We start from the raw sequence: 15,892 nt of genomic DNA, 5'->3' as shown, positions 1-15,892 counted from the left end.
GAACGGAAACTAACCGACGCCAAGGTCGGATCCACCGTTAATCTGACACTCCCACTACTCATGCAGTCGTTCAGGCACTGGCGTGGGCTGCCGCAGTGTCAGGGCAGATAGTGGAAGGTGTGCCCACCGTCGGTGTCGGTGGGCGGTCATTGTCCATCGCCGCTGGCATGCTCCCGGAATCGACGGTGTGGTCCGTTCTGGAGCGGCTGCGGGACATGGAAGGTTCACCGCTGTTGCTGATCGAACGCGGAGTCGGCCAGAACCCCGATCGGTACGCACTAGTGCCCACACATGCGGGTCGAGCGGCGGTAGTCGATACCGTGGCAGGGCCAGCCGAAGTGGAGTCGGTACACCCGGCGTGGAGTGTCATCGGGTGGCGTCACCGCGTCCTCTACGACGCAGTAGTTGCCGCAGCAGAGCCTCTGACGGCGGATGAGTTGTTCACTGCCCTCGGGATGGGACGCACCAGCGGGTACGAGGCTCTGCTGGATCTACGCGTCGCCGGGCTCCTCGCAATCGAGAACACCCACATCGGTATCGGGCCCGTCGAACTAGACGACATCGGCCATCGTCACGGCCTCACCTCGGCCGTTCGTGCCCGCATCGTGCGCCACCGCGCCGAACGCATCGTCTGGCGGGAATGGCTCGCAGCCCGGGAGGAAGCACGCACCCCGCCGGAGCCGGATCGATCAGTGTTCGTGATCGTCGACGATCACCCGGCCGATCCACCCGATCACGACTACATGCTGGCCGTGATGAACACCGGCCCACCGGACCCGTTCTAGCGCACGGTGTGCATCGGCCACGAGTTCAGAGTGATACCGAGCACCGGCCTTGTTCGCTCTACTCGCTCTGGTCCTCCTCCAGCGCGGCTGGATGCTGCCACGCCGGACCGAACTGGACTCTTGGTGCAATGGCGCTGTGTGGATGCTGAATGGTGTGAGCGATTGACGTGCTCGATGTCGATCCAGTCGACGTCCTTGGGTGTTGGGGTCAGATAATCGGTGCGTTGGGTTGGCGGCGGATGAAGTCCGCCATCCCGGGGACGGTGAACGCAACCAGGCCGCGGGCGGGAGACCAGATGAGTCCTTTGCGTATGCAGGAGTCACGGTGCGGTGCCATCGATTGCGGATTCGATCCGAGCGCTTCTGCGAGGGCTGCCGTCCGCGGAGTATCGGTTCCGCTGCGTGCGATCGCCACCAGATAGCGTTTCTCGGCTTCGGTGGCCCGCAGCCACCGTGAGCTGTAGAAGCCGGAATCGAGCGAGGCGTGGCCGGTGTCGACGGCGTCCTCGGCGTCGGCGAGTGTGAACGGGGACTGCTGGGCTGCCTGCCAGAGCTCGTGACCGAACACCTGAAGGAAGTACGGGTAACCGTCGCTCGCCGCGACGACGTAGTCGGTTGCCTCGGCATCGATGTCCTGGTTCAGCCGGGTGATGGGTGTGACGATCGCATCGCGGGCCTGATCGTCGGCGAGCGGACCGATGGTCCTGTAGTCGAACTGGCGCTCGGCGTACGAGCGTGCGTCGGCCAATGCTTGCGCAAGGTTCGGCAGGCCGGCACCGCACACGAAGAACGGCCACTCGCGCTGAGCCGCGCGGTGCTGGGTAGCCAGGATCACCTGCAAGAGCGCCGGTTCGAGTTCCTGCATCTCGTCGATGAACAGCCCCAGCGCGGTGCCGTCCTTGCGGAGTTCCTCGGTGAGATCTTCGACGAGGTCCTCGAATTCGACCCCCAGGCTAGGTTTCTCGGCACCGGATGAGCGAGCGAGCTCGACTCCGACACCGAATGCTGTGGCGGACATCGAGAATTCTTCGGTCAACTGCCGGATCTTGTCCGCGACCGGGCCGGCGAACTGGCGACGCCGTACAGCGCGAGAAATATCTTTGGCGATACGCCTCCGCAGGGCCTCGGCACCTTCCACACTGGTCTGGGCTTCGACCTCGACCACCACCCAGTCGTGGCGGCGAGCCTGGTCCGCCATGGTCGCCAAGAGCGTGGTCTTCCCGACCCCTCGAAGTCCCTGCAGCATCAAACCGCGGTCGTAGCGGCGCTGTTTCGCGCGTGCAATCAACAGGTCGAAGCGTTCGAGCTCGGCAGTGCGTCCGACGAGCTCGGGGGGTCGGGTGCCAGACCCGGGTGTGAAGGGGTTCAGTCCGTACTCCATGCACTCATACTATCTGATTGTATGTATAAGTATCAGACTTAGTCTTATATGGTTATATACATTCCAATAGATCAGCAGTCCGGTGCAGATCCGGGCGTGCTATGGCGACAAGCAGCACCGGGCGCTAGGGCAAGTGCCGCGACGCCTCTACGGTGTCGATGTCGGCCGATGGCATGAAGAGCGGCTACGCGCCGTCAAGATATGTTGACGATCGGCGACCGGGTCTCGAGCCCACGCCTGAGCCTTGAACGTCATCTGTCGCGGTTCTCGGAATCCAGGTGCTGCGCCCACGTTGCGGCAGCGGCGCGGTGTCCGATCTCTTGCTCGACGAGTTGGACGACGACCTAGGTGCCGGATCGTGAGCGTGCCGCATCAAGTGCTGTCGCCGCTGGTGGATGAATCGAGGAGCTGCAGGGTGCGTTGCAGGAGTTGCTCGATGCGGTCCTCGACGTCGTCGACCATGTCCGGTACATCGGCCAACGCCGTGTGGGCGCGTCGACGTGCCTCGACACCCGAGCGGTAGTACCCGGAGTCGAGCTCGACAGAAACTGGCTCAGGCGCGGCGATCGGGTCACTCCGATCGGTACCACCGTCGGTGGGTCTGACGAGGAGGCTGCGCGGGGTGTGCAGTGGCGAAGCCCCGGTGCGGTGCCTGGTGATCACCGCTCCGACCTCGGCGGCGGTCATCGCCGTGACTGGCAAGGGTAGGTGGCCCCACCGGTCGATCGGCACCGCAACCGGACCACTGCGCTGCGGAAGCCCGGTCATATCGGGAAACGTGTTGCGCTGCAGATGTTCTGTAAGCAACGTCGTCGACGGGTAGCGCTCGGAGAACTGCAGGACGGTGTGCCACCGGTGCCATATCGTGGCCGGCTCGACATTGCTGGCGTCGTGGGGGGCGATGCGGATTCGGTGGCGGCCGCCGATCCACACAGTGTCGTCGTCGGTGGTGATGTCGGTGCGGTCGAGTTCGGCAATGGCTTTGTGGGCCAGGCCTGCTCCGGCGAGAACGAGAAGAACGGCGTCGCGGCGACCGAACAGTGCGGTCGTCGATCCGGAGGTCGGCAGTCGGGCCGCGATCGTCTGGTACTGCGCGGCACGCCGGATCGTTCTGTTGCTACGTATCGAGTTCATTGCGATCCGGATCGAGGTGACGCGTCCGGGAGCGGGCTGGCCGGCGTCGAGGTGAGCGCGGTTGATCGCGGAAACCCGGCGCAGCTGGACCGCTTCGCTGGCGGGGTTTTCGGCGAGGAACTCCGCTAGCGTGATCGGCGATGCGGGTAGCGCCTTGACATCGGCCGCAGCGCACCAATCGGCGAACAGTGACCACTGATAGCTGTAACCGCCCACCGTGCTGCCCCGTCTCGGTGTCACAGTGCGACGGTACCGGGCTGAAGGCCGACCGATCAGAGGACAGCCGCCGAGGGCCGTTCCGCCGCGAACGTGGGCGCATGCTCGTCGACGGCATCGCTGTCGACGGTCGATGGTGCAGGTACGCCACAGGCATCGATGTCGGCTTGCGATGAAGCCACAGGACGTAGCCAGTCCTGTGGCTTCATCGTGTGTGCCGTACTCGAGTCTTACTCGGCGAGCTTGGCGATCGACTGCGCCCAGAGGAAGTACTTGTTGCGTCCGAGATCGCCGATGGTCTTGATGTTGAATGCGGCCTTGAGATGCTCGGCATCGCCAGGGCTAACGCCCTGCAGTGCTTCGACGGGTGCGTCGACGAGCTCGGTGAGCGGCTTGTCTTCGTATGCTTTGTCGAGCTTGTCAGCGATTCCAGCCATGGAGGTGCCTCCTTGCGTCTCGGATAGCGGTGCCTGTTCGGCACCGCCACCCGAGGGTACGGAACGCCCGCTAGAAACCGTTGCGCTGCAGAGACTGCGCCTCGGCGAGCGCGTCGAACGCGTTCTTCGAGCCGTGGCCTTGAGAGTCCGTAAAACGGTGGGTACCTGGTGGGATCGTCCGGCGTCGTATCAATTCGTGCGGTGCGAAGAAGATCTGAGATAGCGGACTCGCCGGCGCAGATGGTGGCGAAGTGGGGGTCGACGTCGTTGGCGATGCACCACGCACGATCGGCCGGCCACACAAACGCAGGTAATCGGCAGCTCACCAGAGTCGTCTCGGGCGTCCTTCAACGTCGACACGTCCTCCGCAGTACCTCGGAAGAGGTAACAGGGCCGCTCCGGGATCGAGACTGTCGCGGCCCTGAAGTGGTCGAGGTTTTCGTAGTCCTCCCAGATCAGGAAATAGCACACGTCCGCAGTCGTGGTGAACCGGGCGAGGGCGGAGACAGCGATTCCGAGCTGGGCGATCTCGGGCTGTCCGTCGTTGGCGAGGTTGGTGTCCATTTCGCGCTGACCGTCGTAAGTCGGATCCGGGATGAACCTCAACCGTGCGTAACGCTCGTAACCCGACGGGCCTCGGGTGACCAGATCCCACCCGTCGCGTCTCTGATCGGTCAACCATCGAGCGGGTGAGCCGTCACGACACGGAGTAATGGTCACTTGGACGCCGCCGTCTGCCGACAACGCGCCTGCCCGCACGACACCGGCGAGGGTGAACCGCAACACCAGGTGTTTCGGAGGGTGGTCGCTCCAAGGCAGGCCGCTGCTGCCCGTACCGCCATCTCGGCGCTCTCGCCCTGCCGCAACGTCATTCGACGATGTCCCAGTCCAGTACCCCGTTGTCGACCGCTGCTGTGTGCCAGCCGATCGATATCTGATCGGTCACGGCCAACCTGACGTCGCGAACAAATGCTTCCAAAGACGGCCAGGTTGGCACACCCAGGTGCCCGCCGTCGTCTGATCGGTACGACACACTCCCCCGCATCTCTCCCGAACGGGTGTCGCAATACATCAGATTCGAATCCCATGCTGCGATAGGGACGTACCCCGGTAGGAACAGGTGATCTTCTGCCTCGACGCCCGCCTCGACCAGGTTGTCGACGATCTCGGCGTAGGTCCCGTCGTACATATCTGGTTCTGTTGCAACGATATCCGCCATGACTTCAACCATGTCGGAATGCCGCTGAGGTATCTCCACGACCTGCAGCAAACGTCCAGCCGGAACGACGAGTCCCGCGCCGCCGACCTCCTTCTGCCCGTCGTGAAGGCCGAAGAACTCGCGAAGCTCGTCCGGCCACGGAACCGTCGCCGCCTCGGCCCGTTTCACCGCGCTCGTCGACGCGCATGGCCGGAGCGTTCGCGCCGTCACCGGTGCCACGTCCCGCAGCGCAGTCACGAGGAGGTTCCACTCATGAGTCAACGACATTGCCCGACCATACTGCGCAGAGGGATCTTTCGATTATCGCAACGCAGATCGCTTCGCGACAGTGACCGCACCGTCAAGAGATGTTGACGCGAGCACGCCCCGCCACCTTTCGTACTTGTGGGCTGCGCCGCAGTAGTCTGGAGCACACAAGTGGCCGGCGCGCCAGCGATGAATTCGGCTGCGTCAGGGAAGAACAGCTGTGCCTTCGGCGGCAACACATTTCCCGAGGACCCTCAGTGTCAGCACCCATGACTGAACCCCTATGCCCGCCATCGCGTACGCCAGCAACGCGTTAGGTTATCGCCATGATGACGCGAAGGGATCGTCTGTCTGCCGCTTCTGCTGCGGCAGCGGGATCGTTCACCGGGTGTTGGGCGGTGTTGGCAACGCCACCTACCGATTTGCTGGTGGCGGAGCGCGACTCCTCCGTCTCGTCGGCTTTTCTGAATCCAGCGTGGGCAGGGTTTGTTGCGATCCTGGCCGCGCTCGTCGTGATCGGTGTTGCCGCGCAACTCCCCAGGCGAGGTGTCGTAAGCATCGCCGGCCTTCTCGGTTCCCTCGTTCTCCTCTCACCTGCCCTGGTCGATATTTCGACCGTATTGTCGGTGTCGGTGGCAGGACTCGGTGCCGGTCTCCTGCTTGCCGCGTCGGCGCTTTTGGCACAACGACAGCGCGGCACTTTCGTCGCGCTCGTTCTCGGTGCCGCCGCCGGATATCGATTTGGCGAATGGGCAGCACAACAACCGACGGACGAATTTCGATGGTCGGTCGGCCTACCGGGAGACCCGTTCTACCCCGGGCCGGTAGTGCCGGTGATCGTTCTGGTGGCGTGCGCTGTGCTGTTCGCCGGTGTTATTACGCAGACGCTCAGTGACTTTGAACAGCACGCACGACAATGGGGAATTGCAATAGCGGCCCTTGCGGTGTGGGTCGCCTACGTGTTCTTCGGCGACTACACCGCGTCCGTCGGTCAATGGGTCGTCGCTGCCGTTCTCACATTCGCGGTCATAGCCTGTGCCGCGCTTGGTTACGGGCGTGGTGGGGCGTTCATCTGCGCCGGACTCGCGGTGGGGGCCACGTCCGTCGGTTCGATGGCGTGGAACGCATGGTGGCTCGTTCCACTTGCGGCGATCGGCCTGGTAGCAGGTGCCGTGTGTGCGTGGCGGGTGCCGTCGGTCCCCTCGGGCTGCATGGTGTTGGCCTTGATATGCGTTTCAGCCCTGGTGCCGTACTCGACCTTGTCGACGATCGCATACGCGGTGGTTCTTCCTGCTGCCATCGTCTACACACTGCTGTCATCCGGACCCCCGGATGCCACCGTCAGCGCAGCGGGACTGCTACTTCCGACGATGCTGTGCGTATTCAGCCTGTCCGCACCTCCGTTGCAGCCCTACACTTTCGGGTGGACATCAACTACACCCGACGGCGCATCGGTGACCGCATTCGACCCCGGCGCGGTCGGCGCCTTCGCCCCTGTTGCAGTTGTGGTTGCGACCTGCACAGCGTTGCTCGCCGGGGGCATCGCAGTTGGATGCTTGAGGCTGCGCCGCGGTACGCCCGCCGAGTGAACTTTGCCTGGCCAGGCGCAAACCCCCCAAGAGCAGTTGGTGTAGCCCACCGCGAACTACTGGACCATCGGGCCGTCGGTTGATAGTCCAGGAAATTCAACACGCAATGACCGCTCGCGCGGCAATTGCGCGCTCGATGCCGGGCATCCCGTACCACTCGGACTCGCTATAGCTACCTTTCCGTCACGACATGGTTGCGACTCGAACGCACCCGACAGCGGCAGAAGTGCAACTGCAGCGGGTCGTCCCGACATCAACCCGTGCCGGAGCAGCAGAGGCAGTGCCTTCATCCACTACCTTCGCAGCGGGGGTGTTGGGGTGGGAACTCGCGCACCAGTTCGGGATGGCACCCTCGCAGGTACAAGCCGGCGAATGTATGCGCTTCGTCGGCAAGCCAATGCCAGCTTTCCCGCGACCACGTCGCCGCCTCGGCGCGCGCGTCCGCCACGGTCACCACACCGGTGTCAGAGCGCTGAAGGATCACCGAGTCGTCGTCCCAGTCGATCGATGCAGCGCGTACATCGAGGGGTCCGTGGGCGGCGATGATGTCGAGGTCGGCGTCGATCGGAAATGACTCGTGCTGCACCCGCCGCTGAAACTCGTTATCCAGCATCTGGTCCTGAGTCAGTGACGCCACGAACCACCGCCTCTCCGTGCCAGGCGTCGAAGACCGGATCAGCAGCGCCGTCACCGCGCCCACCGACCCCGATCCTGAGTTCGTCACCGGCGCAACCACAATCGCCACGTTGCCGTCGATCAAAACCACCGGCGCTCCGCCCAGACCCACGGATCGATCGGATTCCGCTGACGTTCCGAACGTGTCGTCGTAATCACCCGACAGCAACTGCTCCAGCAGTGGGCCCGTCGCGCGGCGCGCCACAGCCCACCTATCCCCACGCGCGATTGCCTCGACCAGGATGTCGACGTGAGCGACCAGTCCCCCACGACCCGTACGCATAGCGAGCCGGTTCACCGTCACAGTGCGGTCACCGATCTTCGTGTCGCGGTCGCACGTGCTCGTCGACCACAGGACGCGCGGGATCTTCACTGGTGGCGTGTGCCTCGCGGCCGATGACGCCGGCGGTTTCGGGTGAGTGTGCGTACCAGCCGCTAGGAGCGTCCGTATTCCTGGGCGCGCGAACCCCCGACCAGCCGATAGAGCGTGCTTCGGTGAGGATGTCGCGCTCGGCTCCAGCGCGTTCGGCCGGGAACTGGCGCCACCGAGCGAGGATTCCCTCAACGAGTTCGAGAACGGTGACTTCGGGGCCGCTGCCCGGGTGTGCCCGCGGAGCGGCAGGAACATCGCTCCAGATGTGCGCCCCGATCACAGGATGAACGAACCCATCTGCAATACGCGCGGACATCATCCTGCTGTGCGCTCTCGCCCCGGCAGCACCTGCGCCGTCCCCATGATCACCTCCGAGACGGGTGAACAATTCCTCCGCGAGTCGGTACTGTTCTTCGTTGATGCGCGAACCGTCCGCAACGCGCTCATCTCCGGATTTGAACGGTGTGAAACGTGAGAGCACGTCCGCCACCACGTCGGCGGTGTCGGGAGGTATCAACGGCGGCACCAACGTGAGGTCACCGTGCACGGCCGACAGATAGCCCAAGCAAGCGATCGGAAATCTGCTCCAGTCGCTCTCCCCCACCGCTACGGCCGTGGCGGCAAACACGAAGCTGTCGAACAGATCTCGGTGCACCGGCGGTAAGCGACGCATCGCGTTCGCGTCGGCCAACGAGACACCGTCGTAGATGAATTGTTCGAGGACTTGACCCTCTACTTCTTGCAACCACATATGAAAACCCGCGAACTAGGAGGACCGCCAGACGAAGCCGACGGGCGCGGGGTCACCGAACGCCAGTAAACACGCCCCGCACCTCCAGTACAACCCACAAGCCCGAGGAGGCTTGGTGAGGTCGCCCTCGTTAAGTTACCGCACCGTCAAGAGATGTTGACGAAGCTCCTAATCCGCATGTTAACGCTCGAAGCCAGTTGGAAGTCTGGGGCCGAGCGAACCTGGAAGTCCATGTGATGAACGGTTTCTGCCACGTTGTACTCCATGGTGCAGATCACTCAGCAACGTGCTGCCATGAGATCGTCCATTCCAGGATGGAACTGGCGGCACCGCATAAGAGATTTGAGCTTGAAGCCCGGACGTTCCCGATAGCAGGATCCGTCACCAGATGTAGTGCCTTGGTCCGATTCGTTAGGCTACATCTTGGGTTTCTACGGCGTGTCCTGTCCGATGTGTCGGACTGCACAACTAAGATGGGGAACGCAGATATGCCTGAAGCCTCGGGCATATACGCCGAGGCTTCAGGTATTGGTCAATCGTGGTTGATTTCCGACTCTAGAACTCGCGGTGTTCCGTAACAAATCGACGCGCTGCGGTTCCAGATACGTCTCGGTCTGCAAGAGACCTGGATGCGCGAGAATGGAGTCGCCATTATGGCCGCTTCCAAACCGTTGAAACCCGGAACCAGGGCTCCCAACTCGGGGCAGGTCGAGATCGTCGGACCGCGCGGCGGGCGCACTGGGGAAGAGCGCACCACTACGAAGGGCAAGCCGCTGCCTCCTACCCCCAAATCGGGGCAAGGTTACTTGGTCGTCGATCGCACTAAGAACGGTGCAGGCAAAGGCAAGTAGGACCTCGGTTCTGTACGGACACCCGCGTTCTGGAAGGGGCGCGGGTGTCCGGCAAAATGAACGGAAAGAGCAATGGGCTCAAACGAATCGCCGCAGTCGTCGTCGCTTTCCTCCGCCAGTTGGGGGAGGTCCGAGCTTGTGAAAGAACTAGCGAAATTGCCGGAGGGGCAACGCTCGATCCTTGAGCTGCACGATTGGATTCTGACCCTGTTGGACGCGGCCATAACCGCCGCGATGGTATTTGTCGACCCACACGATTTGCGATCCGCGGAGGAGCGCCTCGATTGGCTGATCGAGACGTTCGATCTTCCCGAATCTGGGGATGAGATTGAACGGTTCACGGCTCGTCTGACGGAACTTTCCGAGATGCAGGTTCCGCGGTGGGCTAAGAAGACCGGTACCGACAGTTGGAAGAGATTTCTTCGCCGTTTCATCGGTGCGGCGGCATACGACCGGCTAGCTGCGGCGTTGGTTTCGGACACGACCGTGTTGGCACACGCTCTGCGGCAGTTGATCTCGAAAATACAGCCGTACGCGCTTGCCGTAGATGACTGCGCAATCCTCCTTACCCCGGAGCAGGTAGCGAAGCTAGGTCCGTTTGGAACTGGTCCCACGAATTCGGTCCTGCATCTCGTGCTGACACTTGACGGGGTACTCACGAATGTACTGGAGGCAAATTTCGATTTCAGCTCGATCGCATTCGACCCGAATTTGCCTGGCGAATCCGACCTCGGGGAAATCATCGAGAACCTGCGGCCGCTTCTGTCGGGTGCCACCCGCAAGACGCTCGCCGAGATAAGTGCCAAGCTGAGCCGGAAGCTAGCTGGGGCCTCCACTGCTTTGAACACATCAGAGGATGGAGTCGCGCAGGCCGCTGGCTCGTTGGTGGAGTTGATTGACAGGTTGTTTCGCGAAGCGTTCCCTGATAAGCAAGTTCTGGCCTGGCTGGAGGCTACTGATCGAGCTGCTGGCAGTGATTTCGTGTACATCGACAAGAGTAAGGGCATCAGTAGACCCACTAAGCGGGCTCAGGCTCTTTGTTTCGTACATGGGGGGCAAGTAGCCGAGCGCTCAATATTTCATGAGGTTGCGGCGGCCGGGTTAGTTGTGGCACGCGAAAAGTTGCAGAAGATCAAACATGCAGACACCGGTGACCCCGAGGAACGGGAGATCGTGGAGCGCGCGTTGACTGTAGTGGAAAGTTTCTTGTCTGTGGCAATAGAAATTGGGTGGCTCGGTTTGCCAAGCGAGACGGTGGACGGCCTGAAGCTGCGTCTAGCTGCATAAGCTGCGTGTTGAGGGTTGTTGTCGTCGGTCGTGGCCACATGGTCGGCCGACTCAAGCTGGGGCAGAGCCCGTTCCATACTCAAATACGTAGGGATGGATCCTTTAGAGGGTCGTCCATTTAGCTTTCGAGCAGCTCTCGCAGAGCCTTGCACTCCCATGCATGCCACTCGCGCACCAATGTGTCGCCCGTTTCCAGATCCTTGACCAGCCCGGCGTGGCGCGCAGCGCAAACGACCGGACGCAAGTCCGACGGGTCACTGGGTCAATACTTCGAAGATGCTCGTGCCCGTGATCTTCGATTCTCAGCAGTACTCGCGAAGCAGGCCACCGGAACTCGGCGAGCGTGTGCGTTTCGAACTGTTCTGGAATGACCCGTTCGCCCGCCTGTGGGCAGGGTTGCGACCTGGATGGTCGCTCACCGCGAACCTGACAGCGACGAACGCCGACACGGTCGTCCACCTCGGGTCCACCCCCGAACAGAACACCCGACTGCAACCCGCCACGGCCACATCAGGTGGGCTCCGGTTCGGATACACCTCGACGATCCCCGTACCTGCAACGTTGACGGTCTCCGGAGCACTCCGCGTCACCGCGTTCGACACACCGAACAGGCCACCCGGTGAGCCGCTCACAGCGTGGTCGAACACTGTGGACGAGGACCGCGTCACGACCGGGATCGTGCAGCGACTTCAACTGGTCTCGATTCTGAACGACTTTCGAACCGGCTCACATGTCGGGTGGCACGAACTCGAACGTATCGCCGGCACCGAGTGGTTCTACAACTTGGTCAACCCACCCGAGAGCCTGCACGTCTACCGACCGGCCGAGGAACCCGACGACCGTGCACCGCGCACAGGATTCTCGGTACCGGTGCGAACCGAGATCCTCGTACTCGATCTCGCCGTCGACGACTGAACCGTTCGCGCACTACCCTTCGCCGAAAGATCCTCTGTGCCAGAGACTACTCGGCCAATCGGGTTCTACCGATCATGATCAACCGAGTGGCTGATATGAGACGGTTCGAAACCGCCTCCGACCGTCGGGTCGCCCTCGTCTCCGTCACCACCACGGCACGGCCGCATAATGGTCGGGCGAGTTGATGACTGTTGGATTTCCCAGGAGAGGTAGACGATCTGCCGACCGGCTTGTCAGGTTACGAACCTTCCCGTTGACCGCTCACGCGTGGCCACGTCGGTCCGGCCGCGATCACTGCGATGGTAGACCCGCAGAGAATCAGTACTGCAAAGTTGTCTACGAAAGATGGTGCGACGGTGTCGTAGCTCGGGACGTTACGCTCGAGCTCGGCGATGGGAGTGTGATGTCGTATGGACCCTGTACAAGCGCTACTGCTGTGCCCACGCGGACGGCGCTTCTGCGCGTCTCTCGCCTCGCACCTCGACCCGACGTTCGAACTGCACCAGGTTCTCAATCGCACCGCCCACGGGTACGTCGACTACGGCCCCTCCGGTCTCGGCGCATCAGCCGACGCCCTCGACAGCATCCCTACATCGGCGTTCACGGCGTCGTCCGCATCCGATCTGCTGACCGCATTGATGGAAACGGTTGGCTATGCCCGCTATTGGCAGCCACCGGACGAAATCGACGTCATCCTCGACTCACACGAGCTCGGTCGACCACTCCGGCGGATCGCAGAAGCAATCTCCGCAGCACCACACACCCGGTGGTTCGGATCCCCCGCTGACCTCACCTCCCAGCGATCGGTGTGGTGGTACGACGAGCACTTCGGAGGGTGGGGCACCGTCGAACGCCCGACGACTGCCGCATGGAACGACTGGAAAACCGAACTCATCGAGGAGGAGAACCGCGCGGCTCGGGATCGACCGTCAGACCCGGCAGCACCGTACAGCGGATTCTGGTGGTCGACACCCATGGCCGCCGGAAGCCCCGAAACCACCCGCGCAACAAACGAAATCCCCGCATTGGCTCTCGACTTCACCGAAGACGACATGGGTTGGGACCGCGCACGAGTTTCACCCGTCGCCGTGGACGGAAACCCACGCATCTACGAAATCACCGAACCTGCAGACTGGGCGCGGTTGGTCGAAGACCATCCCATCGAGGTCACCGCATCCCGTCGACACGATTGGTACAACACGACCGGACGCGCCGGCAGATGGCACATGCCCGACTGGGCATCGGTGGCCGAGCAGTTCGATGCAGTCCACCTCACCGTCTGGGGCTATCTCACGACCGCCGGCAACGCGGTACCGGTGCACCTGCTCGACGGCGACAGTGCCAGCGTCCTGGCCGGTTGGACACCCGACGCCACACACTGGCTCAACCCCGCAGCAATAAGCATCTCCGACAGTCCTACCGAGTACCGACACAACAAAGACGGTCTCTGGACCGAAGCCTCCGCCTGGAGGCTCGACTTCTAGTCCCCTTTGCAGGCCCGCTGAAAGGTTCCTTTCGTCGGATGGGGTTCGCCGTACAGTGCCGCTACGCGCCTTGCGCTCAAGGGCCGCATCACCGAATTCGAGCCGGTTGAGCGAACTCGTTCGAGACTTACTGACCTGCCGAAAGTGGTCGGGCTATGGATACTCGCGTACCAGTTCTGGATGCCTTGCTCGGAGGTACATGCCACCGAAGGTGATGCAATCAGCGGCCAGCCAACTCCACGCCGACCGATCGAAATCGTTCAATTCGGCTACTGCGTCTGCGACCGTGCACGTGACCTTCTCGTCGGACCGAAGGACCACCGTGGGGTCGTCCCAGTCGATGCCAGCTGCTTCGGTGTCGAGTTGTCCGTGCGCTGCGATAGCCGCGAGATCCTCCTCCTCGTCGAACATCCCCAACTGGACCTGTTTTTGAAAATCCCGGTCTGCAACGAGCTCGAAGTTCAGCGCCGCGACCAACCAGAGCCGTGGACTATCGCGCGAGACCAAGACGGCTGTGATCGAAATCGGTCCGGATTCACTCGACGCGGGGATAGACCCGACGACCACAGCAACGCGATCGTCGGCGACAGCAATAGGAACGTCTTCGAGCCAGGGCAGCTCGCCGTGAACATCGACAACGAACACCTCGTCGTACCGCCCGGCCAACAGGTCTCGAAGCAAAGGTCCCGTGCTCTTACGGGCGATCTGCCATCGATCGCGTCGAGCGACCGCTTGAACGAGAGTGGTAACGGCCGCGATGAAAAGCCCCAGGCGTCGGTCTTCCCTGAAACGGTTCTCCATACGCCTCCTCGGTGAATTGTCGAGGTCTGCATCAGCGTCGTCATCGTGCGGCGTAGTCATGGCATCGTGGTGACGTCGAGGTGCATCGTGCCTTCCGAACCGGGATGTTCGATGTACCCGAAGGCCACGAAAGCGTGGTCGACATAATGCAATTCGATGGTCCGTGCGCCGGAGTTGGCTAGTGCGTGGGTGATTGCTTGGACCAGTTTCGTCAGCACAGACCTTGGTGTGTTCGGTACCGATTCGACGACATCGACGACCGCGGTGGTGTCGTCGTCCCATCTTGCTGCCGCGTGGGCGACGAACGGTCTTCCGGCCGCGTTGTTGACGTATGCCTGCAGCCAGGCGGCGAGATGACCGGATGACTGTGCTGCAACGGTTTTGTCAATGTTCAACCCCGCTTCGGCAAGCCAGACTCCGGACTTGTCGTGCTGTGGCACGTTCGCGATGTAGTAGGCGCGATCACGTTGCAGGCCACCCGTGGGCCATGACACATGCAGTGTCCCGTCGCTCATTCGTGTACGTGTGCCCCAGAACAGCAATCCGGTCCGCAAGTTTTCCTGCCAGTTCGCGAAAGTCTCGGAGACCAGGGAGCCGGGTGTATCGGCCGGCGGTCCAGGTAGGTCGTTGACTGATTGAGGTAGCGGTAGTGACAGCGCGAACGTGTTCGGGTTCTTGGCCCAGAGGAAATACACACGGGCAGTGTCGTTTTCGATATGGACGCGCGTGGTACGGAATTTGCTGTCGATCACCCCGCGCATACGAACACGGCGCATCAGATGTCGTGCGGCGTCCCCGGCTGAGGCAGTGAGGTCAGCGGGGTCGAGTCCGGTGAACTCGACCCGCCAGCCCCCATCGGCATCGGTGTTCGGATCCCGAATCTCGCCGGTGTCGAAGAAGGGGCCGACGCGTTCGATGTGCGCTCCCAGAGAAGCGGATTGGGGTCTGATCTTGCGGGCAGAGCAGATGCCATGCCATAGCCTTGGGAAGGCGAAGTTGTCTGGAGCGAGCGTGGGTTCCCCGTCTTGCCCGAGCAGTACCACGTAGATCCGCTGCTTGAACCACATGCGATCGCGCACGCGTTCAGAAGGATGCTCGTCCCTCACCAGTTCGTAGGCGTGGTCGGCCCAACGGTCGCCGAGTAGCGCGCGCGTCCATGCTTCGCTTTCGACCTCGGTGACGGCGTCGAGTAGATCGCTGCGGGCAGCTGCGCGGTCGGGGTACGTTGCCGCGAAGGCCTGTACGTGAATGCGCACTGCTAACGGATTGGATTCTGTAGGAAAGGATCCGAGGTCCCCGGCGTCTTGATAGCTGTGGCGGAGGTGGATTTTCAGTCTGGCGTCCAGCAGCGATGGACCCTCGAGCGGGTTGGTGTCTACCGGCCAGCGCGGATCCGAATGTGTGGGACCACGTGTCGAAGCAATGTGTGCCAGGAGGTCTCTGTGTACCGCTATTGCAGCGCTGTAGCGCGTCGCAATATCTGCGGTCATGGCAAACAGGTCGGGCGGCACCTGATGTTGGCCGCCGTTTGAGTCAGCGGGCCGAGACATACTTTCTACGTGTTGTCAGCATTGCCACATGCTAGCCCATTTCCGAAAATCGGCACCGTTCTCGCGTTCATTTAAGCCACGGTCAGTCAACGAAGTTAACCGCAGACGGCGTTAAGGTAACGGAGTCTGCGCATTCGGTCCGAACCACGTCTAACTCAGAACCGTTGTTGCACAATCATATCCAATGCGTCTCTGCTC

General features: G+C 62.2%; 15 protein-coding genes. 5 read left to right on the top strand and 10 right to left on the bottom strand.

The window, feature by feature from the left end:
- Window positions 1-119: 119 nt before the first annotated feature.
- Window positions 120-785, top strand: coding sequence for a hypothetical protein (locus tag QM590_RS22445; RefSeq protein ID WP_269596438.1), 666 nt, complete (start codon window positions 120-122; stop codon window positions 783-785).
- 208 nt (window positions 786-993) lie between these two features.
- Here QM590_RS22445 and QM590_RS22440 read toward each other — a convergent pair whose 3' ends face one another.
- The 6 genes from QM590_RS22440 to QM590_RS22415 form a co-directional block, all read right to left on the bottom strand.
- Window positions 994-2,166, bottom strand: coding sequence for an ATP-binding protein (locus tag QM590_RS22440; protein WP_243597307.1), 1,173 nt, complete (start codon window positions 2,164-2,166; stop codon window positions 994-996).
- 372 nt (window positions 2,167-2,538) lie between these two features.
- Window positions 2,539-3,540 carry a hypothetical protein gene (locus tag QM590_RS22435; protein ID WP_243597308.1) on the bottom strand — a complete coding sequence of 334 codons (1,002 nt, stop codon included), beginning with the start codon at window positions 3,538-3,540 and terminating at the stop codon, window positions 2,539-2,541.
- Between the two features lie 32 nt (window positions 3,541-3,572).
- Window positions 3,573-3,698 carry a hypothetical protein gene (locus QM590_RS22430; RefSeq protein WP_269596439.1) on the bottom strand — a complete coding sequence of 42 codons (126 nt, stop codon included), beginning with the start codon at window positions 3,696-3,698 and terminating at the stop codon, window positions 3,573-3,575.
- A gap of 48 nt (window positions 3,699-3,746) precedes the next feature.
- The gene (locus QM590_RS22425) at window positions 3,747-3,953 is read right to left on the bottom strand and encodes a hypothetical protein (protein ID WP_008720325.1); all 207 of its coding nucleotides are present in this window, start codon (window positions 3,951-3,953) and stop codon (window positions 3,747-3,749) included.
- A 189-nt stretch (window positions 3,954-4,142) separates the two neighbouring features.
- Window positions 4,143-4,631, bottom strand: a complete 489-nt coding sequence (locus tag QM590_RS22420) for a hypothetical protein (protein WP_243597309.1) — start codon at window positions 4,629-4,631, stop codon at window positions 4,143-4,145.
- 190 nt (window positions 4,632-4,821) lie between these two features.
- The gene (locus QM590_RS22415) at window positions 4,822-5,439 is read right to left on the bottom strand and encodes an SMI1/KNR4 family protein (RefSeq protein WP_243597310.1); all 618 of its coding nucleotides are present in this window, start codon (window positions 5,437-5,439) and stop codon (window positions 4,822-4,824) included.
- 305 nt (window positions 5,440-5,744) lie between these two features.
- On the opposite strand from QM590_RS22415, the gene QM590_RS22410 reads away from it, so the two are divergent.
- Entirely contained in the window at window positions 5,745-7,007 is a 1,263-nt protein-coding gene (locus QM590_RS22410) for a hypothetical protein (RefSeq protein WP_243597311.1), read from the top strand.
- A 286-nt stretch (window positions 7,008-7,293) separates the two neighbouring features.
- Here the strand turns inward: QM590_RS22410 and QM590_RS22405 are convergent, their stop codons facing one another.
- Together QM590_RS22405 and QM590_RS22400 are read right to left on the bottom strand one after the other, a co-directional pair.
- Window positions 7,294-7,794, bottom strand: a complete 501-nt coding sequence (locus QM590_RS22405; protein ID WP_243597312.1) for a hypothetical protein — start codon at window positions 7,792-7,794, stop codon at window positions 7,294-7,296.
- 199 nt (window positions 7,795-7,993) lie between these two features.
- Window positions 7,994-8,800 carry a hypothetical protein gene (locus QM590_RS22400; protein WP_243610845.1) on the bottom strand — a complete coding sequence of 269 codons (807 nt, stop codon included), beginning with the start codon at window positions 8,798-8,800 and terminating at the stop codon, window positions 7,994-7,996.
- A 929-nt stretch (window positions 8,801-9,729) separates the two neighbouring features.
- On the opposite strand from QM590_RS22400, the gene QM590_RS22395 reads away from it, so the two are divergent.
- From QM590_RS22395 to QM590_RS22385, 3 genes are all read left to right on the top strand, one after another.
- Window positions 9,730-10,944 (top strand): hypothetical protein, encoded by a 1,215-nt coding sequence (locus QM590_RS22395; RefSeq protein WP_243610846.1) that lies wholly within the window; start codon window positions 9,730-9,732, stop codon window positions 10,942-10,944.
- A 276-nt stretch (window positions 10,945-11,220) separates the two neighbouring features.
- Complete coding sequence (locus QM590_RS22390) at window positions 11,221-11,859, top strand: hypothetical protein (protein ID WP_243610847.1); 639 nt, start codon at window positions 11,221-11,223, stop codon at window positions 11,857-11,859.
- 410 nt (window positions 11,860-12,269) lie between these two features.
- On the top strand, window positions 12,270-13,343 hold the full coding sequence (locus QM590_RS22385; RefSeq protein WP_243597316.1) for a hypothetical protein: 1,074 nt from the start codon (window positions 12,270-12,272) through the stop codon (window positions 13,341-13,343).
- A 153-nt stretch (window positions 13,344-13,496) separates the two neighbouring features.
- Here QM590_RS22385 and QM590_RS22380 read toward each other — a convergent pair whose 3' ends face one another.
- Both QM590_RS22380 and QM590_RS22375 read right to left on the bottom strand, forming a co-directional pair.
- Window positions 13,497-14,204: a hypothetical protein gene (locus QM590_RS22380; protein WP_269596441.1), complete on the bottom strand. Its 708-nt coding sequence runs from the start codon at window positions 14,202-14,204 to the stop codon at window positions 13,497-13,499.
- Entirely contained in the window at window positions 14,201-15,400 is a 1,200-nt protein-coding gene (locus QM590_RS22375; protein WP_243597318.1) for a hypothetical protein, read from the bottom strand. Before QM590_RS22375 ends, QM590_RS22380 begins: the two co-directional genes overlap by 4 nt.
- Between the last annotated feature and the right edge of the window lie 492 nt (window positions 15,401-15,892).

Source organism: Rhodococcus sp. IEGM 1372 (genome assembly GCF_030056835.1).
In the GTDB taxonomy this organism is placed as follows: domain Bacteria; phylum Actinomycetota; class Actinomycetes; order Mycobacteriales; family Mycobacteriaceae; genus Rhodococcoides.
Note: the sequence above shows the minus strand (reverse complement) of the source record. Positions and strands in the feature narration are given on the sequence as shown.

Bases quoted from the DNA above. Each gene is read 5' to 3' on its own strand.
- QM590_RS22440 (WP_243597307.1), bottom strand. From the start codon at position 2,166: ATGGAGTACGGACTGAACCCCTTCACACCCGGGTCTGGCACCCGACCC.
- QM590_RS22425 (WP_008720325.1), bottom strand. From the start codon at position 3,953: ATGGCTGGAATCGCTGACAAGCTCGACAAAGCATACGAAGACAAGCCG.
- QM590_RS22415 (WP_243597310.1), bottom strand. From the start codon at position 5,439: ATGTCGTTGACTCATGAGTGGAACCTCCTCGTGACTGCGCTGCGGGAC.
- QM590_RS22410 (WP_243597311.1), top strand. From the start codon at position 5,745: ATGATGACGCGAAGGGATCGTCTGTCTGCCGCTTCTGCTGCGGCAGCG.
- QM590_RS22395 (WP_243610846.1), top strand. From the start codon at position 9,730: ATGGGCTCAAACGAATCGCCGCAGTCGTCGTCGCTTTCCTCCGCCAGT.
- QM590_RS22390 (WP_243610847.1), top strand. From the start codon at position 11,221: ATGCTCGTGCCCGTGATCTTCGATTCTCAGCAGTACTCGCGAAGCAGG.
- QM590_RS22385 (WP_243597316.1), top strand. From the start codon at position 12,270: ATGGACCCTGTACAAGCGCTACTGCTGTGCCCACGCGGACGGCGCTTC.
- QM590_RS22380 (WP_269596441.1), bottom strand. From the start codon at position 14,204: ATGACTACGCCGCACGATGACGACGCTGATGCAGACCTCGACAATTCA.